Origin of the sequence: Paenarthrobacter sp. PAE-2, from assembly GCF_026013155.1 — a bacterium.
GTDB lineage: Bacteria > Actinomycetota > Actinomycetes > Actinomycetales > Micrococcaceae > Arthrobacter > Arthrobacter ureafaciens.
In genome coordinates, this window is sequence record NZ_JAPDNV010000015.1 from 40,631 (window position 1) to 66,011 (window position 25,381).

20 protein-coding genes, 1 tRNA gene and 1 other RNA gene are annotated in these 25,381 nt (G+C 65.2%); 13 read left to right on the top strand and 9 right to left on the bottom strand.

From position 1 onward, the window contains the following. Positions 1–118 precede the first annotated feature (118 nt). A complete protein-coding gene (locus OCL88_RS11380) occupies positions 119–1,648 on the top strand; it encodes a stealth family protein (RefSeq protein ID WP_410868491.1) in 1,530 nt (509 codons plus the stop codon). On the opposite strand, the gene OCL88_RS11385 is transcribed toward OCL88_RS11380, so the two are convergent. Together OCL88_RS11385 and OCL88_RS11390 are read right to left on the bottom strand one after the other, a co-directional pair. Beyond that, on the bottom strand, positions 1,626–2,573 hold the full coding sequence (locus OCL88_RS11385) for a phosphodiesterase (protein ID WP_264962576.1): 948 nt from the start codon (positions 2,571–2,573) through the stop codon (positions 1,626–1,628). The two genes, OCL88_RS11380 and OCL88_RS11385, sit on opposite strands and share 23 nt — an antisense overlap. 158 nt (positions 2,574–2,731) lie before the next feature. Continuing rightward, on the bottom strand, positions 2,732–4,336 hold the full coding sequence (locus OCL88_RS11390; RefSeq protein ID WP_264962577.1) for a M23 family metallopeptidase: 1,605 nt from the start codon (positions 4,334–4,336) through the stop codon (positions 2,732–2,734). Positions 4,337–4,546: 210 nt separating this feature from the next. Here OCL88_RS11390 and OCL88_RS11395 point away from each other — a divergent pair, with 210 nt between their 5' ends. Continuing rightward, the gene (locus OCL88_RS11395; RefSeq protein WP_410868488.1) at positions 4,547–5,455 is read left to right on the top strand and encodes an oxygenase MpaB family protein; all 909 of its coding nucleotides are present in this window, start codon (positions 4,547–4,549) and stop codon (positions 5,453–5,455) included. 61 nt (positions 5,456–5,516) lie between these two features. On the opposite strand, the gene OCL88_RS11400 is transcribed toward OCL88_RS11395, so the two are convergent. Beyond that, positions 5,517–8,978 (bottom strand): bifunctional proline dehydrogenase/L-glutamate gamma-semialdehyde dehydrogenase, encoded by a 3,462-nt coding sequence (locus OCL88_RS11400; protein ID WP_264962579.1) that lies wholly within the window; start codon positions 8,976–8,978, stop codon positions 5,517–5,519. A 123-nt stretch (positions 8,979–9,101) separates the two neighbouring features. On the opposite strand from OCL88_RS11400, the gene OCL88_RS11405 reads away from it, so the two are divergent. Next, positions 9,102–10,001 (top strand): LysR family transcriptional regulator, encoded by a 900-nt coding sequence (locus OCL88_RS11405; RefSeq protein ID WP_021471652.1) that lies wholly within the window; start codon positions 9,102–9,104, stop codon positions 9,999–10,001. A gap of 82 nt (positions 10,002–10,083) precedes the next feature. Here OCL88_RS11405 and OCL88_RS11410 read toward each other — a convergent pair. Next, positions 10,084–10,168, bottom strand: a tRNA-Ser gene (locus tag OCL88_RS11410). A 328-nt stretch (positions 10,169–10,496) separates the two neighbouring features. Between OCL88_RS11410 and OCL88_RS11415 the strand changes: the two genes are divergently transcribed. From OCL88_RS11415 to recR, 4 genes are all read left to right on the top strand, one after another. After that, on the top strand, positions 10,497–10,823 hold the full coding sequence (locus OCL88_RS11415) for a hypothetical protein (protein ID WP_264962580.1): 327 nt from the start codon (positions 10,497–10,499) through the stop codon (positions 10,821–10,823). Between the two features lie 331 nt (positions 10,824–11,154). Continuing rightward, an RNA gene (gene ffs, locus OCL88_RS11420) (signal recognition particle sRNA small type) lies at positions 11,155–11,251 on the top strand. Between the two features lie 33 nt (positions 11,252–11,284). Continuing rightward, positions 11,285–14,803 carry a DNA polymerase III subunit gamma and tau gene (locus OCL88_RS11425; protein ID WP_264962581.1) on the top strand — a complete coding sequence of 1,173 codons (3,519 nt, stop codon included), beginning with the start codon at positions 11,285–11,287 and terminating at the stop codon, positions 14,801–14,803. A 72-nt stretch (positions 14,804–14,875) separates the two neighbouring features. Beyond that, a complete protein-coding gene (gene recR / locus OCL88_RS11430) occupies positions 14,876–15,475 on the top strand; it encodes a recombination mediator RecR (RefSeq protein WP_021471655.1) in 600 nt (199 codons plus the stop codon). 36 nt (positions 15,476–15,511) lie between these two features. Here recR and OCL88_RS11435 read toward each other — a convergent pair whose 3' ends face one another. Further along, on the bottom strand, positions 15,512–16,573 hold the full coding sequence (locus tag OCL88_RS11435; protein WP_264962582.1) for a hypothetical protein: 1,062 nt from the start codon (positions 16,571–16,573) through the stop codon (positions 15,512–15,514). 180 nt (positions 16,574–16,753) lie between these two features. On the opposite strand from OCL88_RS11435, the gene OCL88_RS11440 reads away from it, so the two are divergent. Beyond that, positions 16,754–18,100, top strand: coding sequence for an aspartate kinase (locus OCL88_RS11440; RefSeq protein WP_021471657.1), 1,347 nt, complete (start codon positions 16,754–16,756; stop codon positions 18,098–18,100). Between the two features lie 92 nt (positions 18,101–18,192). On the opposite strand, the gene OCL88_RS11445 is transcribed toward OCL88_RS11440, so the two are convergent. Then, entirely contained in the window at positions 18,193–18,780 is a 588-nt protein-coding gene (locus OCL88_RS11445; protein WP_264962583.1) for a TetR/AcrR family transcriptional regulator, read from the bottom strand. Positions 18,781–18,888: 108 nt separating this feature from the next. Between OCL88_RS11445 and OCL88_RS11450 the strand changes: the two genes are divergently transcribed. Then, the gene (locus tag OCL88_RS11450; RefSeq protein WP_264962584.1) at positions 18,889–21,381 is read left to right on the top strand and encodes a beta-glucosidase; all 2,493 of its coding nucleotides are present in this window, start codon (positions 18,889–18,891) and stop codon (positions 21,379–21,381) included. Between the two features lie 152 nt (positions 21,382–21,533). After that, positions 21,534–21,833, top strand: coding sequence for a DUF4193 domain-containing protein (locus OCL88_RS11455; RefSeq protein ID WP_018778105.1), 300 nt, complete (start codon positions 21,534–21,536; stop codon positions 21,831–21,833). A gap of 115 nt (positions 21,834–21,948) precedes the next feature. On the opposite strand, the gene OCL88_RS11460 is transcribed toward OCL88_RS11455, so the two are convergent. From OCL88_RS11460 to OCL88_RS11470, 3 genes are all read right to left on the bottom strand, one after another. Next, positions 21,949–22,239, bottom strand: a complete 291-nt coding sequence (locus OCL88_RS11460) for a lipopolysaccharide assembly LapA domain-containing protein (protein ID WP_264962585.1) — start codon at positions 22,237–22,239, stop codon at positions 21,949–21,951. 253 nt (positions 22,240–22,492) lie between these two features. Beyond that, complete coding sequence (locus tag OCL88_RS11465) at positions 22,493–22,723, bottom strand: hypothetical protein (protein ID WP_264962586.1); 231 nt, start codon at positions 22,721–22,723, stop codon at positions 22,493–22,495. A 179-nt stretch (positions 22,724–22,902) separates the two neighbouring features. Then, positions 22,903–23,127, bottom strand: coding sequence for a hypothetical protein (locus OCL88_RS11470; RefSeq protein ID WP_264962587.1), 225 nt, complete (start codon positions 23,125–23,127; stop codon positions 22,903–22,905). Between the two features lie 138 nt (positions 23,128–23,265). Between OCL88_RS11470 and OCL88_RS11475 the strand changes: the two genes are divergently transcribed. The 3 genes from OCL88_RS11475 (at position 23,266) to OCL88_RS11485 (ending at position 25,380) form a co-directional block, all read left to right on the top strand. Continuing rightward, positions 23,266–23,742 (top strand): MarR family winged helix-turn-helix transcriptional regulator, encoded by a 477-nt coding sequence (locus tag OCL88_RS11475; RefSeq protein ID WP_264962588.1) that lies wholly within the window; start codon positions 23,266–23,268, stop codon positions 23,740–23,742. A 125-nt stretch (positions 23,743–23,867) separates the two neighbouring features. Then, complete coding sequence (locus tag OCL88_RS11480) at positions 23,868–24,458, top strand: SSI family serine proteinase inhibitor (protein ID WP_319951652.1); 591 nt, start codon at positions 23,868–23,870, stop codon at positions 24,456–24,458. Further along, on the top strand, positions 24,445–25,380 hold the full coding sequence (locus OCL88_RS11485) for a 3-methyladenine DNA glycosylase (RefSeq protein ID WP_264962590.1): 936 nt from the start codon (positions 24,445–24,447) through the stop codon (positions 25,378–25,380). The genes OCL88_RS11480 and OCL88_RS11485 overlap by 14 nt, the downstream gene beginning before the upstream one ends. The last annotated feature ends 1 nt before the right edge of the window (position 25,381 follow it).

Consider the following 25,381-nt stretch of genomic DNA (forward strand, 5'->3'; position numbering starts at 1 on the left):
GCCGCAAGGCAGCGCCCTCAACATCAGCTTCACCTCAACACAGCAAGGAGGAACAGCCATCACGCAGGCACAGGTCGATCAGGTTTACCACGGCAGCCCCACGGTCGAGGAGGACTCGATTGCGGAGGCGGCCACCGCGTCCGTTGTTGCGCACCTCAAACACAGGTCCGACGTCGTTCGCCACCGCGGGCGCTATGCCCTCCTTAACACCGACCTCACGCCACAGCAGGCCATGGTTGCGGATCTGCTTGACATCCGCGCGGCGCTGGACGCCGCCGGCGTCGACTTCATCCTGGTGCGGGGCAACGACGAACGTCCGGTCATCGCCGTCGACTGGGAATCGCGCAAGGCCGTGCGGGACGCACTGGTGGAGGCTTTCCGGAACGAGCCGTTCTATTCGATGACCGTAGATGCCAAGAAGAAGGTCTCGGTACTGGTAGCGGACGGGGAGCTGTCCGCCAACCGCAAGTCCCGCATCTTCCGCCTCTACCGCCCCCGGGTAGAGACCGGCGGCGGGCTCTGGTACGGACCCGCCCTGGGCGTCCAGCTGGAACTTTGGCGCTTTGATGGCGATCGCCTGGAACTGCCCGTGGAGAATTCGCTGACCCGCCGGACCCTGCTGCGGCAGGACGCCGTGCGCGGTTCCGTGACCCGGCACGGCCTGGAGTGGCCAACCATAGAAAACATGTTTGCGGACCACGCCAGCGACATCGACTTCGACATCGACATCGTTTTCTCCTGGGTGGACGGCAGCGATCCCGCGTACATCGCGGCACGGCGCGCCCAGCAGGCAGATGCCGTGCTGGGCGAGGGTGACGACCACGAGGCCCGGTACCGGCAGATCGACGAGCTCAAGTACGCCCTCCGCTCGGTGTACATGTTCGCGCCGTGGATCCGCCGCATCTTCATCGCCACGGACTCCCCCGCCCCCTCATGGCTTGCCGACCACCCCAAGGTGACCATTGTCCGCAGCGAGGAATTCTTCAGTGACCCCTCCGTGCTGCCCACGCACAATTCGCAGGCCGTCGAGTGCCAGCTCCACCACATCGATGGTCTTTCGGAGCACTTCCTTTACTCCAATGACGACATGTTCTTCGGCAGGCCTGTTGGACCGGAGATGTTCTTCACGCCCGGCGGCATCACCAAGTTCATCGAAGCGGATACCAGGATCGGGCTCGGCGAGAACGACGCCGAGCGCAGCGGCTTCGAGAACGCCGCACGGGTCAACCGCAAGCTGCTGTGGGAGCGCTTCGGCCGGATCACCACCAGGCACCTGGAACACACGGCCGCTCCGCTCCGCCGGAGCGTGGTGGCCCGGATGGAACATGAGTTCCCCAGCGAGTTCGCCAAGACCGCGGCCAGCCGTTTCCGGGCCGCGGACAACATCTCCGTGACCAACTCGTTCTACCACTACTACGCGCTCCTGACCGGCCGTGCAGTCACTCAGGAGAACGCCCGGGTCCGGTACGTGGACACCACCCTGTGGTCCGGCCTGCACTACCTGCCCAAGCTCCTTGCCAAGCGCCACATGGACCTCTTCTGCCTCAATGACGGCAGCTTCCCCGAGGTCCACGCGGACGAACGCGCCCAGCTGGTGACTGACTTCCTGGAGAAGTACTTTCCGGTCAAGGCACCTTGGGAGAAGTAGACAAGCGGGTCTTCCCCCTGAAGCGTGTGCGTGACTGGCCGGGGATGGCGACTCCGGCGGCCTCCAGGCGGCGCCGGACTCCTTCGGCGTCGAGTTCTTCGCCCACCGTGTCGCCGCCGGACAGGGGCACCACGGAGTGCACGATCGTGTCCTCGTAAACGTGCACCATGTTGTAGGCCTGGGCGCCGTCGCGGCCCCTCTGGCCGCCGGCGCCCACCGCCAGGTCCTGGGTGTAGCAGGTGGCTGAAGCCACCGACACCGGTACGCCGGCAAAGGTGGCCGACGTCGAGTAATGCAGGTGGCCGCCCAGGATGGCCCTGACGTCCGAGTTGCCGACGACGGCGGCCAGGCGGGCCTGGTCCCGCAACTCCACCAATACCGCGAGGTCCTGGACGCAGGGCACGGGTGGGTGGTGGAGCGCCAGGATGGTGCCGTCGGGGGCTGGTGTGGAGAGCTCATCGGCCAGCCATTCAAGCTGCTCCTCCGACAACTCGCCGTGGTGGTGGCCGGGAACCGTGGTGTCCAGGGTGATGATCCGAAGGCCGTTCACGAAGTAGCTCCGGTCCATCGGATCCATGGGCCGGCTGCCTTTCGCGGCCTCCGGGAAAACCGCGCGGAAATTAGCCCGGTTGTCGTGGTTACCCATGGCCCAGATCGGCGTAGCCCCGAGGGCCGCGCACAGCGGTTCCACTACTTCGCGGAGCCGCTCATACGCCTCGAGTTCGCCCTTTTCCGCGAGGTCGCCGGTGAAGATCACGGCTTCGGCCTGGATCCTCGAATCGATGATCTGCTGGCAGACTTCGCGCAGCCGCTCCGTGCTGTCTACAGCACCGTGGAGTGCACGCGCCCCGCCCAGCAGGTGCAGATCACTCAGGTGCAACAGCACGTGACCTGGTTTCGGATATTCGGCCTCGAAGAGCTCCATAGCTGCCTTAGCGTCCGTGGGAGCCGGCGACTCCCGTGTCAACCCAGTACCTACAATCCAACCAGATAGGAAGCTAACATTTGGCTAATTTCGGGCGGAGAGTTGGAAAAATCTTCCTCCCTGCGGGCATCGCCGGGTCTGTCCGCAGGGTGCAGTGTCTAAGGCGAGGGCAGAATCAGACTGGACAACGGCACGATCACACCATCCGGGCGCTGAACGAGGTCCGGTGCGATCAGAATGTATCCAGGCGGCAAGACCACCGTGGGAAGTGTCGCCAGCGTTGCAGCCGGCGTCGGTGCAGGTGCGGGGGCGGCGGGAGCCTGCTGCGTCACGACCGGAGCCGGCGCAGGTGCAACGACTGCCGGTGCCGGCGCCACCACAGCCGGGGCGGGTGCCGGAGCGACCACTGCCGGAGCCGGTTCCGGTGCAGTCACCGCGGGAGGTGCTACGGGTGCGGGTTCCGGAGCTGTCGTTGCAGGCGGCACTGTCGTTGCAGGCGGTACGACGGCGGATTCAGCCGTCGGTGCGGCGGGAACCGTAGTGACGGGGGCCGTCGTCGTCGGCGCCGTAGTGGTGGGCGCAGCAGTTCCGGTGGGAGTCGGCGTCGCAGTCCCGGTGGGCGACGGCGTGGCCGTCTGCGTCGGAGTCGGTGTTGCGGTCCCGGTTGGCGACGGTGTGGCGGTCGTCGTCGGGCTTGGTGTCGCCGTCGTGGTTGGCGACGGCGTAGCCGTCTGCGTGGGAGTCGGTGTAGCGGTCTGCGTGCCGGCCGGGTTGGACGGAGTGGCCGTGCTGGACGGCGTCCCCGGGTTCACCGGTGCCTGCGTGACGGGCGGAGCCACATCTTCTTCGTGCTCACCGCCTTCTTCATGCTCACCACCGATGACTGCCCGGGTGGTCCCGTCCGTGATGGGCACTGCCCACTGCGGAGTGCCGGATCCCGTGCCGACACCGGGCTGGTAGTTCACCATGGTGATGCCCTGGAGCGGATCGATCTGCTTGATGGGCAGCAACTGCCACTGGTTCGGGTTGGTGTGCAGCCCGTTGACGATCGTTTCGAAGTGGAGATGGCAGCCGGTGGACCATCCCGTGGTGCCGACCTCGGCGATCACTTGGCCAACCCGGACTGACTGGCCTTGGGTAACTCCGATGGCCTGCAAGTGGTTGTACGTGGTCACCAAGCCATTGCCGTGCTCAATCTCGACGCGGTTGCCGCCACCCCAGATGTGCCAGCCCACGGCCTTGACCGTCCCCGAGTCCGCCGCGTAAACGCGGGTACCGCAAGCCGCCGCATAGTCCTGGCCCCAGTGGAATTCACCGGGCAGGCCCGTCAGCGGGCTGAAGCGGTAGCCGTAGGGAGAGCTGGGATTCAGGACTTCCAGGGGTGAGTACAGGTAACCGGCCGGCGGACGGGACAGCCCTGCCGAGGCAACCGTCAACGCGCCGGAACCATCGGCACCGACGGTACGGACCAAGGCACGGTCGAAATACACCATCGGCGTGCCGGCCACTTGCTGAGGAGGCTCGGGCATGTTGTCCAGCACCAGGGTTTCAGCCTCAGGCGGCACCAAGGTTCCCAGTGCCAGCGGGCCGACGACTCCTTGTGCCGACGCGCCATCCACCGAATACGACGGACCGGACGTCAGCGGTTGGAATCCAAAAGCGAAGAACGCAGCTATCGCGAGGGCGCCTGCGATGAAAACGCGGCGGAAACCCTCGGTGCGCACCAGGATCGCTACCCGGTCTGATTCATGATGCTTGCCCACAAAACACTCCCCAAAGCCAGCGGCACCAAACCCCAGCCTGGCGTGCAAGCACCATTGTTGCGGGTAAGCCAATGAAAATAAAGGCTTCCAGCTTGACTTCGAGCGAAAGGTTGGCTCAGTTTTTCCTCAAGGTTCCTTGAGATGGCTGGTGGCCCTCCACAGGCAGGGATTCCTTGAGCGCAGCCTTGGTTTTCGGACAGAATGGCAGGCATGCGGAACTACTTCCTCGAGTACCGCCACGAACTTCAGCGCACGTTCACCGGGACGTCCGGAACGCCGCCTGAGTGGGTGCCCCGCCTCGCAGAAGGAAACGACGCCGGATACCACCTTCCGGGGTCGGCGGTGTGGGCTGTGCACGGCTCCATGTCCACCATCGTGGCCGGCATCCGGGTCCTCTTGATGCAGGCACTCCACCCGGGCGCACTTGCCGGCGTGTATGAGCATTCCGGGTTCAAGGAAGACCCGCTGGGCCGCCTGGCAAGCACCATCCGCTGGATCTTCACGGTGACCTACGGTTCAACCGAGGCCGCACAGGCCGCCACCAACCGGGTCAGGAAACTGCACGAGCGGGTCCAAGGAACGTACATCGACGGGAACGGCACTCCACGCGAGTATGCAGCCAACAATCCGGAACTCCTTCGCTGGGTCCACGTGACCTACGCCGACTCGTTCCTCGCGGCGCACCGCATCTTCGGCGGCCCCATTCCCGGCGGCGCCGACGCCTACGTCCGTGAGTGGGCATCGGCCGGCCGGCTCATGGGGGTGGAGGACCCGCCCGTCACGGACACGGAGGTACGGCAGGAGCTGGACCGCTGGTACTCCTCCGGCGTGTTGCGTTCCGACGAACGCCTTGCCGAGACGGTCGAATTCATCCGAACGCCGCCTCTGAGCCCGTTACTGAGGCCGGGTTACCGCGTTCTCTTTGCGGCCGCCGTCGCAAGCCTTGAACCCAAGTACCGGGAGCTCCTTGGCTTGCGGAAAGCCCGCCTGGGTCCCGTACCGTTGCCGGCCATCACGGCGACCAAGGCGATCCTGGCCTTCGTCCATCTTGCCCTTGGCCGGCGCGGCCCCAGCGAGCTGGCTGCCCGGCGTCGGCTTGAGCGGTTGGGGCGGGCGTGATCGAGGGGTTAGCTTTCGACCCTTACACGGGCACTTTGTGCCGAGAGCTAACCCCTCGCCGCTAGATCAGTCCGTCCGAGAGGTGGTTCGGGGTGCCGAAGCGGTGGGCGGTGATGGACACGGCCTGTTCGCGGAGGAACGGCAGCATCTCGATCCGACCGGCCTGGGTCACGGCGCCGTGGTACACAGCGACGTCCGGACGGCCCCCTGTCGCCGCGCTCAGCGCGGTGAAGTCGCCACCGATCAGGCGGATGCGGCCGCCGTCGAACTTTTCCGCCCGGGCCAGCCACGCGGCGTCGTCCTCGATCCGGACGCTGACATTCAGGTTCGCGAATACGCTCACCACGGGGTCTGGAAGCACGACGGCGGAGCTCACCTTGAGTGCCGAACCGGCCACTGCGCCGGCCGCGACAACCCGCAGCAGGTCGGCGATCCGCTCGCCTTCGGAGAGGCGGATGGTGACCGGGATGGGACGGTAGCGGAAGACGTTCCGCTCGGCGGTCAGGGCGGAGACGTCCTTGCGGGTACCGAACTCGCTTGCCCAGGCGTCGGCGTCGCTGAACAGCGACTGCTCCAGGACACGGAGTTCCTCGGAAGTAGCGTCCACGGACTTCGCTGCGGCGAGAATCTCCGCAGCGGCACCCTGCAGGACGGTGCCACGCTTGGCATGTGCCTCCGCGGGCACCCAGTTGCCCAGGCCGATGAGGTAGTTCGGGCCACCGGCCTTGGTCCCGGCACCCACGGCGGATTTCTTCCACCCGCCGAAGGGCTGGCGCTGGACGATCGCGCCGGTGATGCCCCGGTTGACGTACAGGTTGCCGGCCTGGATGCTCTCCAGCCAGGTGCCGATCTCGGCGGAATCCAGGGAATGCAGCCCGGCGGTGAGGCCGTACTCGATCTCGTTCTGGATGGCGATGGCTTCTTCCAGGGTCTCGGCGGTCATGACGCCCAGCACGGGGCCGAAGAACTCCGTCAGGTGGAAGTAGGAGCCACGCTTGACTCCGGAGCGGATGCCCGGGGACCACAAGCGGCCCGTCCCGTCGAGGCGCTCGGGCTTGACGGCCCAGGTTTCCCCTTCGCCCAAGGTGGTCAGGGCGTTGAGGAGCTTGCCGTTGGCGGGCTCGATGATGGGACCCATCTGCGTGGTTGCGGTGTCCGGGTAGCCCACGGTGAGGGACCGCGCGGCGTCGATCAGCTGGTTGTGGAAGCGCTTGGACTTTGCAACGGAACCCACCAGGATCACGAGCGACGCAGCGGAGCACTTCTGGCCGGCATGGCCGAACGCCGAGTAGACGACGTCCTTGGCGGCGAGGTCAAGGTCGGCGCTTGGGGTCACGATGATCGCATTCTTGCCCGACGTCTCGGCCAGCAGCGGAAGGTCTTGGCGGAAGGAACGGAACAGTTCTGCGGTTTCGTAGCCACCGGTGAGGATCACGCGGTCCACGCTCGGGTGCGACACCAACTGCGTGCCGAGGTCCCGCTCTTCGAGCTGCACGAGCGCCAGCAGTTCACGCGGCACGCCAGCTTCCCAGAGCGCGTCAACCATCACGGAACCGGAGCGGCGGGCCTGCTTGGCCGGTTTGATCACGACGGCGGAGCCTGAGGCGAGCGCTGCGAGCGTCGAGCCTGCGGGGATCGCCACCGGGAAGTTCCACGGGGGTGTCACCACGGTGAGGTTGGCCGGGACGAACGTGGCGCCGTCCACCTTTTCCAAATCCTTGGCGCGCTCGGCATAGTAGTGCGCGAAGTCGATCGCCTCGCTGACTTCGGGGTCGCCCTGGTCCAGGGTCTTGCCGGTTTCAGAGGCCATCACTTCGAGCAGTTCGGCCCGGCGGGACTCGAGGATGTCCCCGGCGCGGTGCAGGATTGCGGCGCGCTCGGCTGCCGGGCGGGCACCCCATGCCTTGCCTGCTTCGAGGGCCGTGGCGATGATGCGTTCGAGTTCGGCGGCGTCGGAGACCTTGGTGGACTCGACGATTGCGTTACCCGCCGTGGAGCCGGGGATGCGCGCCAGGATGTCGCGGCCCCAGGCTCGGTTGGCCGGGAGGGCGGGGTCGGTGTCCGGGGTGTTGCGGAAGCCCTCGGTCGGGGCGGGTTCAGCCGGAAGGCGGCGGTCCTGCTTGCGGTTCGGCTCCGGCACGTTCTCGCTCAGGTTCGCGAGGGAGTTCAGGAAACGCTGCTTTTCACGTTCGAAGAGCGGTTCATTGTCACTGAGCTCGAACACGGCAGACATGAAGTTTTCCTGGCTGGCTCCCTCTTCGAGACGCCGGATCAGGTAGGCAATGGCGACGTCGAACTCACCCGGATGGACCACCGGGGTGTAAAGGAGCAGGCTGCCGACGTCCTTCCGGACGGCGGTCGCCTGGCCGGTCGCCATGCCGAGCAGCATCTCGAACTCGATGCCTTCAGTGACTCCCCGCTGCTTCGCCAGGAGCCAGGCGAAAGCGACGTCGAAGAGGTTGTGCCCCGCGACGCCGATGCGAACGGCGTCAATGTGCTCAGGGGTGAGGGCGTAGTTGATGACGCTCTTGTAGCTGGTGTCCGAATCCTGCTTGCTGCCCCACGTGGCCAGCGGCCAATCGTGGAGTGATGCCTCCACCTGTTCCATGGGAAGGTTGGCACCCTTAACCACGCGCACCTTGATGGGCGCACCACCCTTGGCGCGGCGTGCGGCGGCCCACTCCTGCAGTTCCTGCATGGCGCCGAGGGCGTCCGGGAGGTAGGCCTGCAGGACGATGCCCGCCTCGAGGTTCAGGAACTCGGGCATATCCAGGATTCGCTTGAACACGGCGATGGTCATGCTGAGGTCTTTGTATTCCTCCATGTCCAGGTTGATGAACTTGGGCTTGGGGAACGACGCTGCCAGGCGGTAGAGCGGGGTGAGCTTCTCCACCACGTGGTCCACTGCCTCGTCGAAGGCCCACGGGGAGTGCGGGGCCACGGTGGAGGATTCCTTGATGGATACGTAGTCCACGTCCTCGCGGGCCAGGAGCTTCAACGTGCCGTCCAAACGGCGCTGGGCCTCGTGCTCGCCCAGGACCGCTTCGCCCAGGAGGTTCACGTTAAGGTGGACTCCGTCCTGCTTGATTTTGGCGATGGCCGGACCGAGCTTGGCATCGGTGGCATCAACAATCAGGTGTCCCACCATCTCGCGGAGTACGCGGCGTGCGATGGGAATGACCACCTGGGGCATGATCGGAGCCATGATCCCGCCGACGCGGACGGCGCCGCGCATGTACCACGGAAGGAACGTGGGCACCTTGGGTGCCAGTTCGGCGAGTTTCCGGCCGGCAACCGACAAGTCCTCGGGGCGGATGACGCCGTCGACGAATCCGACCGTGAACTCCAGGCCGTTCGGGTCCTTCAGGACTCCGGCGAGCCGCTGCGCGGAAACGTCAACAGGAATTTTTGCGGCTTCAGTCAGCCAATGGCGAACCAGAGCAATGGCCTCGTGGGCCAGTGCGTCGAACTGCCCGGAATCCTGGGTGCGCGGGGAGGTCGCATCCGGGAGGGTGCTGGTCATGAGGGCTCCTTCTGGGGCGGAGAAGTTTGTTTGTTTCCATCAGTATGGATCTACAATCCCATTAGGAAAAGCGACCTTTTCTGACGAATATTCATTACTCATCCCGAAGTTTTGGAGGCTGCCGTGCTGGACGTCCGCAGGCTGCGATTGCTGCACGAACTCAAGATCCGCGGCACCCTCGCCGAGGTGGCTGACGCCATGCAATACAGCCCGTCTTCCGTCTCCCAGCAGCTCACCCTCCTGGAGAAGGAAGCCGGGGTGGAACTCCTCCGGAAAGCGGGGCGTCGCGTTCAGCTCACGCCCCAGGCGGAGATCCTCGTCGCCCACACGTCCGCCCTCCTCGAGACGCTGGAACGCGCCGAGACGGAGCTCGCGGCGTCGCTTTCCACCGTGACCGGTACCGTCCGTCTGGCAGTGTTCCAGTCCGCTGCACTGGCGCTGCTCCCCGGATTCCTGACGATCATGCGCCAGGAGTACCCGGAAGTGCGTGTGGAGATGACCCAACGGGAACCGGAAACCGCGCTTTACGAGACGTGGGCGAGGGACTTCGACATCGTGGTGGCCGAACAGTACCCCGGGCACGCTGCGCCACATCACCCCGGCCTCGACCGGGCGACCTTGACCAGCGACGCCATTCGCCTGGCTACTCCCCCGGTGGGGCTCGGCGGGGAACATGTTGCATCCATCGCGGACACGGCCTCCATGCCATGGGTCATGGAACCCCGTGGAGCCGCATCAAGGCACTGGGCCGAGCAAGCCTGCCGTTCAGCCGGATTCGAACCCGACGTACGCTATGAAACCGCCGACCTCCAGGCGCAGATCCGGCTCATTGAATCCGGCAACGCCGTAGCCCTTATGCCGGACCTCGTCTGGACGGGGATGGAACGGCCGGTCCAGCTGCTTGACCTGCCCGGTTCGCCCGCGCGGACCATCTTCACATCTACGCGCACCGCAGGGCGCATCCATCCGGCCATCCTGGCGTGCCGCGAGGTGTTGGAACGGGTCGCTGCTGCGCAAAGCTAGCGCGCCCTGCCTCGTGGGGGCTTGTCCCTGGACGTGGCTCGGAAACGCAAAAGGCCCCGGTCCAGTGGACCGGGGCCAAACGCGGAGAATGGGGGATTTGAACCCCCGAGGGCGTTAACCCAACACGCGTTCCAGGCGTGCGCCATAGGCCGCTAGGCGAATTCTCCTTGCTTCCGATTCGAAAGCAGATACTACTGTACCTGAGATTTTCGGCATCTCCCAATCGGGCGCCAGAGCGGGTTCCAAGCCCGTGGCGCCGCCCGTTGGCAGCAGCCTGCACAAGAGGACTTTAACGAAAAAATGGACGCCCCCAACGCGCCCATTCCTACGGTACTTCCGTTGAGCCGCCGGGTCCGGCCCCTCTTGCCCAGGCCCCGCGGCTCACAATCGACGGAGATTGCCCCAATCGGTGTACATACTTATGGTCCGCTGCGACCACCCCGGATGCAATGCCTGGGGCCCGATCCGGGCTTTAGTTGCTGACAAAATGTCTTTATGACCGAACTGCACGCCTTGGTTGTCTACGTGCCGGAAGACCATGCTGACGCCGTCCTGAAGTCGATCGGCGACGCCGGTGCCGGTCGAATCGGCGACTACTCCCATTGCGCATTCACCTCGCCCGGCACAGGTCGCTTCACTCCCCTTCCAGGAGCGCAGCCGTTCATCGGCGACGTCGGTGAGCCCGAGCAGGTGCCGGAAGTCCGGGTTGAGTGCGTAGTCGCTGGAGAGCTGCTCGACGGCGTGGTGCTGGCTTTGCGTGAAGCCCACCCTTACGAGGAGCCGGCCTTCATGACGTGGCCTGTCAATGGGTGGCGCCACTGACCCCGCACACGGGGCTGGCCGTTGACCCGCCGCCGACGCCGCACCCCTACCCGCAATCCGCACCCATAGGAACGGGAGCGCCACGCGGCAACGGGTGCGTCGCCCACTCACAACGGGTGCGCCAGGCGGAAACAGATGCGCAGGGCTCGCGGCGGCAGGTGATAGAGGGACGGCCGGGAACGGGCGGGACCTGATAGAGGGACGGCCGGGAACGGGCGGGACCTGATAGAGGAACGGGCGGGTTCGACGGCGCGGAGCACCCGCCGTCGAGCGGTTTCCACAGAACCCTCCGGCCGATTCGAACCGTGCCCCAAGTTCGGGTAAGCTTGTCGACGGCCCCTCATGTGGCGTCATCCTGTTGAACTCCCCCAGGACCGGAAGGTAGCAAGGGTAGATGGGCTCTGGCGGGTGCATGAGGGGTCTCTTATTTAAATGTCAGTCCCTATAGGTAGGTTTTCCCTGTGACTGTTACAACTGCCCTGTACCGAAGGTATCGCCCGGATTCGTTCGCGGACGTTATCGGGCAGGAACACGTCACGGAGCCGCTGATGACGGCGCTGCGGAAGAACCGCGTGAACCACGCCTACCTCTTTTCCGGCCCCCGCGGCTGTGGCAAGACCACTTCCGCGCGTATCCTCGCGCGCTGCCTGAACTGCGCCGAGGGCCCCACGGACACTCCCTGCGGAAAGTGCCCCAGCTGCATCGAGCTTGCCCGCGGCGGTTCGGGTTCGCTGGATGTGATCGAGATTGATGCCGCCAGCCACGGCGGTGTGGACGACGCCCGGGATCTCCGTGAACGCGCCACGTTCGCCCCTGTTCGCGACCGCTACAAGATCTTCATCATTGACGAAGCCCACATGGTCACCTCTGCCGGCTTCAATGCGCTGCTTAAGATCGTCGAAGAGCCGCCGGAACACATCAAGTTCATCTTCGCCACCACGGAACCGGACAAGGTCATCGGCACCATCCGCTCCCGCACGCACCACTACCCCTTCCGTTTGGTGCCGCCGGAGCCGCTCATCAAGTACCTTGAGCTGCTGTGCCACCAGGAGAATGTGCCCGTGGCTCCGGGCGTGCTTTCTCTGGTGATCCGTGCCGGTGGCGGCTCAGTCCGCGACTCCCTTTCCGTGCTGGACCAGCTCATGGCCGGAGCCGGACCGAACGGCCTCGATTACGAGCTCGCCGTTGCCCTGCTCGGCTACACCCACGCCTCCCTCCTTGACGACGTCGTGGATGCCGTCGCCGCGGCGGACTCCGCTACGGTGTTCCGGGCCGTTGACCGCGTCATCCAGACAGGCCACGATCCGCGACGCTTCGTGGAGGACCTCCTGGAGCGGTTCCGGGACCTCATCATCGTCCAGGCCATGCCGGAAAGCGCCCAGTCCATCCTCCGCGGCATGCCGGAGGACCAAATCGCCCGCATGCGCAACCAAGCCACCAATCTGGGTGCGGCTGAACTGTCCCGGGCTGCCGACGTCACCAACACCGCCCTCACCGAGATGACCGGTGCCACGTCACCCCGGCTGCACCTGGAACTTCTTTGCGCCCGCATTCTCCTTCCGAGCGCGGAGCAGACGGAGCGCGGGATCGCCGCGCGCATAGACCGCGTGGAACGTCGGCTCAACTACACCGGCGACGCCGGGATCCCGGCTGCCGCTTCAGCCTCACCTCAGGCCGGGACAGCACCAGCCGTCGGTTCGCAGGCTCGGCAGGCACCGGCAGCTCAACCCGTGGCTCCTGCCGCTCAGCAAACAGCCCCCGCTGTCCCTGCTGCTACGGCGCCCATGACTCCCCAACAGCCGGCGGAACGTCCCGTTGAGCACCAAACCGCTACTGCCCCCGCGGCACCGTCGGCACCCGTTGCACCTGCCACCGTTCCGTCGCAGGACCACCAGCGACGAGAGCCACAGCAGCAACAGCAGCCGGCCTCCGAAGCCCGGACGTCCCTGACGGCACCACGGGTCTCCACCAACGACTGGCCGGTGGAGGACCGGTCCGTTTCCGGGCGCCCAACGGGTCCCTCTGAGGGACAGCAAGCTCCCGTGCAAGCTTCGGCCGCGCAGCAGAACCCGGCGGCACCCACGGGACAGGCAGCCCCGGCGGCACAAAGCCCGGCCGCGCAGCAGAACCAGCCGTCTTCTTCACCAGCCACGCGATCCGTCCCAGCCTCGCAGTCCGCACCTGCGCCGGAAGCTCGGCCCGCGGCCATTCCGTCAGCACCAACCCCCTCCGGCGGAGACGTCGAAACGCTCCGGCGTGCTTGGCCGGACGTGCTGCAGACGTTGGCCAAGATCAAGCGCAGCACCTGGGCCTTGGTGGAACCCAACGCCCAAGTGGCCCAGTACGACGCCCAAGTCCTTACCCTGGCCTTCACAACCAGTGGCCTTGCCGGGGCGTTCGGACGCGCCGATCACGCGGAGAACCTGCGCCAGGCCATCCACAAGACCATCGGCATCGATTGCCAGATTGTCGCAGTAGCAGGCGCCAACAGCTCAGCGAGCTCTGAACCAAACCCAAAAGCACGTACTAGCCGGGACACCCCGGCAACAAACACGCAAGAACCGGTTTCCGGCGCCCAAGGAGCCGGAAACACGGTTTCAGACGGAGCTGCACACCTGGCCAGCGGATCGAATACAGCTCCGCTAGCTCCAGCGGCAGCAGCTCAACCGCCAGTCGCGGCCGCTCCAGCACCAGCTCCAGCAGCTGCCACCGCCGTGGATGCAGCGTGGGGCATTGCCCCGGCGTCACGCCCTGAACAAGAGTCTCCCGCCGGGAAAGATCCTGCGCAGGACGCGCCCCGCAAAGCTCCCGCGCAGGAAACCCCTGCCCTAGAGCCAGCAGCGCCGGAACCCGTTTCAACGGATCACACTGCCAACACCTCAGGGGCCTCGGCCCGCAGTACGGAGAACGCGGAAGCTCCGAGCTGGCCGGCCGCTTCCCCGGTGGACCGGGAATCGGTCTGGTTGACCGGCCCGAAGACGCCGGAAGAACCACCTGCTGGACCACAGGCAACTTCCCAGGCCGGACCCCAGGCATCCGTGCCTGACACGGCCGGCGACTACTCGTACCCTGATGACGATTGGGGTCCGCCGCTCGACGAGGACGCCCCGCCGCTGGATGAGGAACCGCCGGCTGACTGGGAGCCGACGCCCCGGTACGAGGCCCCGGCCACCCCTGCCCCAGCGCAGGCCGAGGCCGACGCACGGCCCCGGGCACAGTCGCGCCCGCAGGCAAGCCCACAGCCCACGCAGGCCACGAAACCCACGAATGCCACTGAGACCCCTTCGCGGCCGGATCCTGCCCAGGATCCGTGGTCACGTGCGGTGGAGCACGCGCCGGGAACGTGGGTTGTTGGCACGGAATCCAACGTCGGCGTTAGAGCCAACAGCGGCGACCACCAACCCGCCGAGCCCTCGCAGGACGAGTCGGCCCCGCAGTACGAGCCAGCTGCAGCCCAAATACCGGCAACAGCCCAGATTCCGGCAACAGCACAGGCTCCAACGGCCGGAACTCCTGACATCGGCAGCGAAACCGCCGAGCCGTCCACTTACGGCCAGCCCACCAGCGCCGGGAACAACGGTTCTTCAGGCTGGGACGTCGCACCGCCGTCGGAATGGCCCGGAACCGGCGCGACGCAAACCCAGCAGAAGGCACCGGCGTGGCCCTTGTCGTCCCTGGAGCCGCAGGAGGCCCACGGTTCCGTCGCCACGCTCGAAGGGGACGCGCCGTCGGGCGGTCGGCCGGTCAAGCAGAGCCTCTACCAGCGGTTGACCAACAGCCCTGAGGCCCAGCGGGGCCGCGTTCAGGCGCCTGCCCATCCCCAAGCCCAGCCGACCAGCGTGGCGGAGGACATCCCCAGCCCCGAGGACGAGACCATCGAGGAATCGAGGGTGTTCGGACGCGCCGCAGTTGAGCGTATTCTGGGCGGAAAGCTGATTGAAGAGCGGTCGTTGGACGGTTCTCCCCTCCACATGCGCTGACCACCATCTGCGCCTGGCACGCAGCCCTAACCCTGGGCGCAGCGGCATTGCAACGAAACGAACGAGGACATTGTGTACGAAGGTGCAGTTCAAGAGCTGATTGACGAGCTCGGCCGGCTCCCCGGCGTTGGGCCAAAATCGGCGCAGCGCCTGGCGTTCCATATCCTCGAGGCTGATCCCGAGGATATGAAGCGCTTGGTTGCAGCCATCACCACCGTCAAGGAACGCGTGAAGTTCTGCTCTGTATGCTTCAACGTCACTGAGCAGGAAACCTGCAACATTTGCCGCGACCCCCGCCGGGACCCATCGGTCATTTGCGTGGTAGAGGAATCGAAGGACGTCCTGGCCGTTGAACGTACGCGTACCTTCCGTGGGCGCTACCACGTACTGGGCGGCGCCATTAACCCCATCGCGGGCGTCGGCCCGGAACAACTGCGGATCCGCGAGCTCCTTACGCGGCTCAACGACGGCGCCATCCAGGAAATCATCATCGCCACCGATCCGAACCTCGAGGGCGAGGCGACGGCCACCTACTTGGCACGGATGCTGAAAACGATCGGCATCACGGTCACGCGCCTCGCGTCCGGCCTGCCGGTGGGCGGAGACCTCGAGTACGCCGACGAAGTGACGCTCGGCCGTGCCTTCGAGGGCCGCCGAAACGCCCTCGCCTGATCGCGGGACCCTGACCAACACCAGCCGCCGAATAGCTCAGGCCTTCCGGCGCAACCGCATCCGCCCGGAAATCACCACCAACGCAGCCACGGCACCCTGCAGCGCCAGGCCGGTGACCGCGACCGGAACCGTTGGCGGCAGGCTGTCACTTGATTCGCCTCCGAGGCAGGGAACGTCCCGCTGCGGACCATCGGCGGCCCATTGCAACCCGGCCAGTATCCACGCGAAATCGCTGTTCCTGGGAACAAACTCCCCCGCCGTGCTCCCGAAGACCATCGCCGGGTTGCTCGCCGCGATCCATGCCACCCGATCGGTGTGCGCAACCTCAACCGGGCGGGTTTGTCCCACGCATTCATAAGCGGTCATGCGCCCGGATTCGTCGCGCTCCACGTTGACCGGAACCGAGGCTTGCGCAGTGGTGGACGTGCCCGGAAGCAGCGCGAGGGTTGCCACCACGTTTCCGAACAACAGGAAAGCCAGGAGCAGGGCCACAAGCACTCCTCCGGGCAAGGCCCTCCGGAAACAGGCGCGGCTGCCGGCACCGATCAGCCCGAACAGCGCCACCTCCACAGTGACAACTACGACGGCGGCAATCGCCAGCGCGATCGGCCCTCCGGTTGCTGCGCCAACCGCAGCCAGGACAACGCCGGACAAAAGAGCCAGGACCAGGCCATGCAGCACTCCTGAGAACAGGGCGGCAAGAACGCCGGAGGCGGGACGCCTGAACCCTCGGACGGCTCCATGGACTGCAGCCACAAGGACCAACCAAGCCCCCAGCAGCAGGTAGACGGCTTCCCACAGGCCGGTTTCGAACCATCCGTTGGCTGCGCCGAATCCCACCAACGCCGCGGTCAAGGCGCCGGCGGCCGCTATCCCCAGAACGCATGCAGTCCAGTACCGCCACGAGCCAAGGGACGCGACCACATCCGACCAGGCAGCGCGGGCCGCTGCACCCACCGGATTGCGCGGATGGGCCGGTGAGCCATCATTGGGGGCCGCTGCCGGTCCCGCCTCGGTCCCGGCACGGTGCGGACGACGGTCGTCAATGACTCCCCCACCGATCACCTCATAGTCGGAATCTCCGCCCTGGAACGTCATAAATGGATAGTACGCCGGGCGATCATAGGCCGAAATGCCTCATGATGCCGCCATGTGGTCACAATTCCTGCGTGGGGAGCACCCGGCGATAAACTTGGCAAATAAGCTACGCCGGCGTGCTCCAATGAGGATATTGGTACGCCGGATTCGAACCCTATTAATTGCAGTGAGGGTGCGCGCATGACTATGCCCACTACCGAAGTGAAAATCGAAGAGCTCGCAGGCGGAGCTGCCATTACCAAGCAGCTGATCGTCCAGAAGTTCGGCGGTTCCTCGGTTGCCGATGCCGACGGCATCAAACGGGTTGCCCAGCGGGTGGTGGATGCGCAGAAGGCCGGCAACGAGGTAGTCGTTGTCGTCTCCGCAATGGGTGACACCACGGATGAGCTCCTCGACCTCGCAGCCCAGGTCACCGACTCCGCCCCCGCCCGTGAGATGGACATGCTGTTGTCCGCCGGCGAGCGCATTTCCATGGCGCTGCTGGCAATGGCGATCAACAAGTTTGGTGCTTCCGCCCAGTCGTTTACCGGCTCGCAGGCCGGCATGATTACCGACGGTATCCACGGCAAGGCGCGAATTATCGACGTCGACCCGCACCGGATCCGGACGGCGCTGGACAAGGGCCACATAGCAATCGTCGCCGGCTTCCAGGGCATGACCCGCGTCACCAATGAGATCACCACGCTGGGCCGCGGCGGTTCGGACACCACGGCTGTTGCGCTGGCCGCAGCGCTGGAAGCGGACGTTTGCGAGATCTACACGGACGTTGACGGCATCTACACTGCCGATCCCCGCGTGGTTTCTTCCGCCCAGAAGATCGACCGCATCTCCAGCGAGGAGATGCTGGAGCTCGCTGCTTCCGGCGCCAAGATCCTGCACCTGCGCTGCGTGGAGTATGCCCGCCGGTTCGGCGTGCCGCTGCACGTGCGGTCTTCATTCAGTAACCACGAAGGCACATGGGTCATCCCGGGTGCCGATGAAAAGTTCACGATTCAAGAGGGAGTTGCCTTGGAGCAGCCAATCATCTCCGGCGTTGCACACGACCGGTCCGAAGCCAAGGTCACCGTCGTTGGCGTCCCGGATATCCCCGGCAAGGCGGCTGCGATCTTCCAGGTGATCGCCGATGCCCACTCGAACATCGACATGATCGTCCAGAACGTTTCCACCCACGGGACGGGCCGCACGGACATCTCCTTCACGCTGCCCATCGTTGAAGGCGCCGACGCCCTGGCTGCCCTTCGCGCCGCTGAGGGCCAGATCGGCTTCGAGAGCATCGAGTACAACGAGAACGTCGGCAAGCTGTCCCTCATCGGCGCCGGCATGCGTTCGCACCCGGGCGTTTCGGCTACGTTCTTCAAGGCACTCTCTGACGCCGGCATCAACATCGACATGATCTCCACCTCGGAAATCCGCATCTCGGTGGTTACCAGCGCCGACAAGCTCGATGACGCCGTCCGCGCCATCCACGCCGCATTCGAGCTCGACGGCGACGCCGAGGCTACCGTCTACGGCGGCACCGGCCGCTAGGAACATCCCGGGGCCGCAGGCCCTGACAGGTCCAAAAGATAGCGCCGTCCTGAGGCTTCAGGGCGGCGTTATCCGTTAACTGCTTCGGCAGGTCATCCGGCCGGGGGCAAGAGGACATCGATGAGGGTCCGGAGTCCCTGTGCCATGTCCACGTCCTTGTCGTAGAGCCACTGCAGTTGGAGTCCATCGAAGGCCGCCACCACCAGGCGGGAGAGCTGCACAGGATCCACGTCGGACCGAACCTCCCCCAGGTGCTGGCGCCGGGCAATATCAGCGCTGATGTCCCCCACCAGAGCCTCGTACCGTTGGCGGAAGTACTCATGGGAGTCATGCCCGGGGTGGCTGGCGGTCGCCGAGGCCACCGCGTACAGGGTGGTCAGCCCGGGCTCCTGGCGGTTCCGCTCGGCGATCGGGGCCATCAGGTCAAGTCCCGCTTTTTCGGAATTCCCGACGGCGGCTGCCCGGCGGTCGCGCTCGGCGAGGACCGCCGTGAGGAGCTCCTGCTTGCCCTTGAAGTAGTGGAAGAGCGTTGCTTCCCGGACTCCTACGAGTTCGGCGACCCGCTTGAGCGCGGTCCCTTCAAATCCTTCGGTGGCGAAGACGTCTGTGGCTGTCTGGATGATCTGCTCCCGGCGCTCGGCGCCCTTGGCGTACTGTCCGCGTGCCCTCGAAGTAGACATTGGTTCAGTCTATATTTGCGGGCTTCTGCCCTAAAAACCTAGTCACACTAGATTTCTAGCGCTACCCTTGGTGAAAGTCCTGAAAAGGCCATGCACAAAGGAGTCACCATGAATCAACCCCGCCTGATGGAAGCCCTCACCGTCGGCACCGACGATGCCGAAGCGAGGATCCGCGAGCTTGCTTCCGGACTCAGCCCCGAACAGCAGGTCCGGCTGCTCACCGGCGCGGACATCTGGTCCACCCATTCCCTTCCCGACATCGGCCTGGGCCGGATCGTCCTGTCCGATGGTCCGGCAGGCGTCCGGGGTGAGGACTTCGACGAACGCCACGACTCCGTTTCCCTGCCCTCGCCGACAGCATTGGCCGCAACCTGGAGCGTTGACGTGGCACGCCGGTACGGCCAGGTCCTTGGCCAGGAAGCCCGGCGCAAGGGCGTCCATGCGGTGCTCGGCCCCACCATCAACCTCCACCGTTCACCCTTGGGCGGCCGCCACTTCGAGTGCATGAGCGAGGATCCCCGCCTCACTGCCACCATTGCGGCCGGTTACGTTGAGGGCATCCAGTCCATGGGCGTGGGTGCGACACCCAAGCACTACCTCGCCAACGAGGCGGAAACTGACCGCTTCACCGCAGACTCGGTGGTTGAAGAGCAACCCCTGCGCGAGCTCTACCTCGCAGCGTTCGAGGACGCCATCCGGGAAGCCCGCGCCTGGCTCGTCATGAGTTCCTACAACTCCATCAACGGCACCACGGCCAGCGAAAACGATCTCCTGGAAACACCGCTCTCCACGGAATGGGGCTTCGACGGCGTAGTGGTCTCCGACTGGACCGGAGTACGCTCCATTGACGCCGCAAACGCGCACCAGGACCTGGAAATGCCGGGTCCTGTGGGCCACTGGGGACCCAAACTCGTGGCTGCGGTCAACGACGGCCGCGTCAGCCGCGAGGCCATCCTGGAGAAGGTCACCCGCATCCTCCGGCTTGCGGCCCGCGTCGGCGTGCTCGAAGGCTTCAAGCCGGCAATTACCCGGCTACCCGCCGCACTCGACGGAGCCGCCGTCGCACGCGACGTTGCCGTACGCGGAGCGGTACTGGTCCGCAACCGCGATGGACTGCTTCCCCTAAACGCCGGCAGTATCGGCAGCGTCGCGGTCATCGGCCACAATGCCGAGGAGGCGCGCACCCAAGGTGGCGGGAGCGCTACGGTCATGCCCAAGCACACCGTCTCGCCGCTGGAAGGGTTGCGGAAGGCACTGCCCGATGACGTCAAGGTCACCTATGCGCGCGGGGCCAAGGTAGCCGAGGGTATCCAGGCCTTTTCCCGGACGGACCTGCACAATCCAGTGTCCGGAGTTGCCGGCGTACGGGTGACCTTCCATGCTGCGGACGGCTCGGAAATTTCAGGCGAGGACCGGTTTGCCTCTCACCTTATCTGGTTCGGTGTTGGGATCCCGGAGGGCACAGCGAGCATCCGGATGGTCACCGACTGGACGGCACGGACGGCTGGAACCCATCACATCGGGGTGGGCACCGTGGGCAAAATCCGCCTGGCCGTGGACGGTAAAGACGTCTTCAACGGCGAACTGGAGGATCAAACCAACGTCCTCGGCGCGGCCCTCTTCGACCCGCCCGCTACGATCCATGCCATCGAAACCGCCGCCGGCCAAACGGTTCGGATCGAAGCGGAGTACCGGCTGCCCGGGGAACAGTTCATTCCACTCACGGCCATCCTGCTTGGCGAGGAAACGGTGGCGGACAATCCGCAAGCCGACATCGCCGCCGCGGTGGAAGCCGCCCGCGCCTCCGACGTCGCCGTTGTGGTGGTTGGCACCAACGCAGCCATTGAGTCCGAGGGCTTCGACCGCAGCAACCTGGATCTCCCCGGGTTCCAGGACGAGCTGGTTGCAGCCGTGGCCGCAGCCAATCTCCGCACCGTGGTGGTGGTCAACTCAGGATCACCCGTTCTGATGCCGTGGCTGGACAAGGTCAGTGCAGTGCTGCTCGGCTGGTTCGGCGGCCAGGAGTTCGGCCACGCAATCGCGGACATCCTTGTGGGCAAGGAAGAGCCCGGAGGACGGCTGCCCACCACCTGGCCGGCGGCGCTGGAGGACGTTCCAGTGCTCAGTACAACGCCGGCGGAGGGCAAGGTGGTGTACTCCGAGGGAATCCACGTCGGGTACCGTGCCTGGCTCAAACAGGAAGCTGCTGGTGGCGCAGCACCGGCCCTGCCGTTCGGGTTCGGCCTCGGCTACACCAGCATCGAGTTCGGCACGGCCCACGCGCCGCAGTGCGTGCCTGCGGGTAAGGACGTGGTGGTCCACGTGCCGGTCCGCAACACCGGAAACCGCACGGGCCGTGAGGTGGTCCAGGTGTACCTTGCCCGCCCGGACACAGCGGTGGAACGGCCCGTCCGCTGGCTGGCCGGCTACGCGGGAACGCACTTGGCGCCGTCCGGGACTGAAAGCGTTGAGGTGCGGATTCCGGCCAGGGCCTTCGCCCATTACGACGGCGGCTGGCAGTTCGAGCCGGGCACGTTTACCCTATTGGTGGGTCGCCATGCCGCAGACAACTTCCAGAAGTTGGATATTGAGCTGCGCTGAGACAGGTGAACACCCCTAACGTGTCCATTCAATGACATAAGTTACCGTGGTTTTCCCCACATGTGGCCTCTTTACGGTATGGTATGGAATTTTCATGGCATGCTGTACGTTGCATAGCCGTAACTCCCCTATCTGAAGAGGCAAATAAACAAGTGGCAGCCGATTACGACGAACTCCGCACAGACGTCAAAGAAAATCAGGAGCAGTCCCTCCAGGCACTCCAGTCCGCCAGCGCCCCCACGGCCAAGAGCGTGGTGCTGGAACTCGACGAGACCGATGGCCTCGACGCCAACGGGCCCGGCGGCGAAATCGTCGCCGAAGAACTGGTCATCCAGGTCATCCCGCAGGCCAACGACGAGTTCACGTGCAACTCGTGCTTCCTGGTCCGCCACCGCTCGCAGATTGCCCGCGAGAAAGATGGCGTGGCCTACTGCACTGACTGCGAGGGCTAGGACCACCACAACCCGGGCGGTCTGATCGTCGTCAGGGAGTGCCGCCGTCGGGTTAAATGCGGAAGGACCAGTTCATGTGAACTGGTCCTTCCGCATTTAACTAAGCAATCCCAACTCACGCACCGGTCCCGGGCCCAGCGAGGCTGCGTTGGCGGCGGTGGTTGATGATCCGCAGCTGCAGGATGCGGGCCCCTCCGGCCAGCGCAACCAGTACGCCGCCACCGACCGCCGCGATAAAGAGCGTCGTGCCCAGGGCGAGCGATCCTTCCAATCCGAAGAACCTGACGGTCACCATGTCCTGGTTCTGCACGAAGAAGACGATCAGCAGCACGAGCACCACTAGCCCCACTGCCACCGCAACCCATACGGCTGCCGTACGCGTCGGGCGGGAAGAACCAGGCACCATACCCTGGCTCCTTGCGGCAGGTCCTGTGCCCGCCGGGATCCTTTCTGTATTTGCAGGGATCCTTCCGGCGTCATCCTGGAAACTCATTCACGGCCCCTCTCCCCAAACAGGACTGATCCTGTTTCCAACTCTCATCCCGTAAGCACATAATAAGCATGCTGATCACCCGCGTGGAAGCATCAACAATTGAGGCGCCGGGGTCCGCGGGCACCAAAGGGAAGGACCGGAGCTGAACCCCGGCCCAGCCTCAGCCCTAAATGCTGTAATCGGTGGATGTAGGGCCCGGATCGTTGTTCCGGACAGCGTAGTGATGCCCTTCGGAGTCAGTCTCAACGTCAAAATGCTTCAGGTCCTCTTCCGAGGCGAGCTCAAAGTCATCGTGCTTGTGCACCACAGGAGCGTCCGTATAACCATGAGTGGCCGGTCCAAAAACGGACTGCAGCCGTTCGGTTACGTGCTGGAAGCCTTCCAATTTGCGTCCCATTTTCTTCCACCCCCTTTCCGCAGGAGAAAGAAAAACGGCAGGGCCGGTGCGCGCCGTTCCAGTGAGGCAATTTTACGCCCGGAGAGCCACAATGGTCAGTCCGCGAGTTGGCATTTAATCGCAATGTTCCCCGCCCGGACTGCCATCAAATGCCATCTCGCGGGGAGGGCGCCGAAGGTTTAGCGCAGAGACTTGTCGTCCGGGTTGCGGGGAACCACGTAGGTGCTGCCGTCGGCCCGCCGCACGGTTTCCCACTGCTGCGTCTCTGCCTGGCGCTGGACCAACAGCCGGCGGTTGGCCTCGGTCATCTCATGATCGATGGAGCTGCTGTGCGCGGGGCCAAAGATAACCCGCAGCCTGCCAGTTGCACGCATGAACTTCTGGGCGAATGATTCCTTGGCCACCGGCGATCGACTCCTTGTTTCAACGGATCAATACCTCCATAGTAGGCTAATAATTAGCGCACTAACTAATTGGCTGCGGGGTTACCGGCGACGCACGTCCGCCGGATCGAGCCACGCCCACAGCCCGGGAAGGAAGCCATGACCACAGCCAGTGGAACCGCCATTAACGATCAAGCCGACGATCTCCTTCTTGAACGCCAACTCTGCTTCGCCCTGACCGTGGCATCCCGCAGCGTCGTGGGGATTTACAAGCCCGTTCTGGAGAGGCTCGGGCTCACGCATCCGCAGTACCTGGTGATGCTGGCCCTGTGGGAGCGGAGTCCCCGCACCCTCAAGGACCTCAGCGATGCCCTCCTCCACGAGCCCGCCACCCTTTCACCGCTTATCCGCCGCTTGGAGGAAGCGGACCTTGTGACAAGGGAACGAGTCCAAGGCAATGAGCGCGCCCTCGCCATCACCCTCACGGCGAAGGGCGCGGCCCTCCGTGAACAGGCAACTGCCGTTCCCGGGCAGATCCGCGAGCGCCTGCAGCTAAGCCGCGAAGAAGTGGCCGAACTGCACCAAGCCATGACGGGCCTGATCGGGGCCACACAACGCGGAGTTAAGGTCGGATAAGCGGAGTCAAGGTCGGATAAGTCGGGTGAGACGGATAAACGCCCCAGATTCCGGCAGGTACAACACCCGGCGTCCAAAACCGGGGGACCGCGTAAAATGGCAGCAACCAAGGAGATTCAATGCGCATGCGATTCGTTCGGTCCGCCCTCGCAGTACTGACTGTCGCCGCACTGGCCGCCTGCACCGGCGGCCCTGCGCCGGACGCCACTTCAAGCAGCAGCGCCACGTCAAGCAGCGCCACCGCCAGCAGCAGCCCGTCGCCGTCGTCGTCGGCTACTACAGGGGCAACGCCCACGCAGGTTCCCACCACCCTTGGCCCCGGCGATACTTCGCCCAACCCCAGCCTTCCCGCCACCACGCCTACTCCGGGCCAAGGCAACGCGGAGCTGTCCATTACCTTCCTGGCGTCTGCTGACGCTGCCCCGAAGAATTACACCTTGGTGTGCCAGGGAGGGGTCCCTGCGGCGGAGAGCAATCATCCCACTGCGGCTGCTGCCTGCGAGGTCCTGAAGAACTATCCTGGGCTGCTCAACCCCGCGGCGGTGAAGACCGACCAGGCCTGCACCATGCAGTTCGGCGGCCCGGAGACGGCCACCGTGACGGGCGCCGTTGACGGCACCGAGGTGGACGCGAAGTTCAGCAGGACCGACGGCTGCCAGATTGCCCTGTGGGACGCCGCCAGCAGCATCCTGGGTGCCAGTGGTGGTGCAGCCTAGGCTTCAGCACCTCCCCCAGGAGCAGTGGCTCGGGCTGGAGGCTGCCCATCACGCGCGCGTCGCCCGCTACGCCGACCCCTACCTCGCCCGCCGTTCCGCCGGGCAGAAGCACCCCGTGGAGGACTTTCTCTTCACGTATTACACGCAGAAGCCCGGGCAACTGCTGCGCTGGCACCCCGGGGACGGCGTGGTGCTCAGCGGGGAGCGCGCACTGGAACGCGCTGACTGGAAGTTCTATCACAGGCTCGACGACGGCCAACTGGCCGCCGTCGGACTGGCGCCCGGGACGCCTGCGGTAGCTTTCCACCGCGAGCCGTTCCTGGACCAGCGCGCGGAAGCTGTTCGCTTCGCCGGGATCATCCTCAAGGGCACCGCGATGCGGCCCGCCCAGTTCGGCTGCTTTGGGCTGCACGAGTGGGCCATGGTGTACAGGCAGGAAAAGTTCGAACTGCGCCATGAGTACCTTCAGCTCAGGCTCGGCGGGGAAGGGACGGATGCCGTGGTGGAAAAGAACCGCATCCGCTGCTCCCACTTTGACGCCTTCCGCTTTTACACGCCGGACGCTGTCCCCCTCAATGAGCTCGCTCCTACGAGGGAGAACCAGCGGACCATGGAGCAGCCCGGCTGCCTCCACGCCAACATGGATCTCTACAAGTGGGCCTACAAGCTTGTTCCCGCGCTACCCAGCGAGCTGGTGATGGACTGTTTCGAATTGTCCTGGCGGATCAGGGCCATGGACATGCAGGCTTCGCCCTACGACCTCGAAGAATGGGGCTACCCGCCCATCAGGATTGAGACGCCGGAGGGCAAAGCCGAGTACGTTGAGTACCAGCGGGCTTTCGCAGCCGAGTCGCAGAAGTTGAGGGCCCGCGTGCTTGAGTCGGTGGGTCCGTTACTGGAGGCCCTGCCGGCCAACGCCTGAA

Bases quoted from the DNA above. Each gene is read 5' to 3' on its own strand.
- OCL88_RS11385 (WP_264962576.1), bottom strand. From the start codon at position 2,573: ATGGAGCTCTTCGAGGCCGAATATCCGAAACCAGGTCACGTGCTGTTG.
- OCL88_RS11395 (WP_410868488.1), top strand. From the start codon at position 4,547: ATGCGGAACTACTTCCTCGAGTACCGCCACGAACTTCAGCGCACGTTC.
- OCL88_RS11400 (WP_264962579.1), bottom strand. From the start codon at position 8,978: ATGACCAGCACCCTCCCGGATGCGACCTCCCCGCGCACCCAGGATTCC.
- OCL88_RS11415 (WP_264962580.1), top strand. From the start codon at position 10,497: ATGACCGAACTGCACGCCTTGGTTGTCTACGTGCCGGAAGACCATGCT.
- OCL88_RS11435 (WP_264962582.1), bottom strand. From the start codon at position 16,573: ATGACGTTCCAGGGCGGAGATTCCGACTATGAGGTGATCGGTGGGGGA.
- OCL88_RS11440 (WP_021471657.1), top strand. From the start codon at position 16,754: ATGACTATGCCCACTACCGAAGTGAAAATCGAAGAGCTCGCAGGCGGA.
- OCL88_RS11445 (WP_264962583.1), bottom strand. From the start codon at position 18,780: ATGTCTACTTCGAGGGCACGCGGACAGTACGCCAAGGGCGCCGAGCGC.
- OCL88_RS11450 (WP_264962584.1), top strand. From the start codon at position 18,889: ATGAATCAACCCCGCCTGATGGAAGCCCTCACCGTCGGCACCGACGAT.
- OCL88_RS11460 (WP_264962585.1), bottom strand. From the start codon at position 22,239: ATGGTGCCTGGTTCTTCCCGCCCGACGCGTACGGCAGCCGTATGGGTT.
- OCL88_RS11465 (WP_264962586.1), bottom strand. From the start codon at position 22,723: ATGGGACGCAAATTGGAAGGCTTCCAGCACGTAACCGAACGGCTGCAG.
- OCL88_RS11475 (WP_264962588.1), top strand. From the start codon at position 23,266: ATGACCACAGCCAGTGGAACCGCCATTAACGATCAAGCCGACGATCTC.
- OCL88_RS11480 (WP_319951652.1), top strand. From the start codon at position 23,868: ATGCGATTCGTTCGGTCCGCCCTCGCAGTACTGACTGTCGCCGCACTG.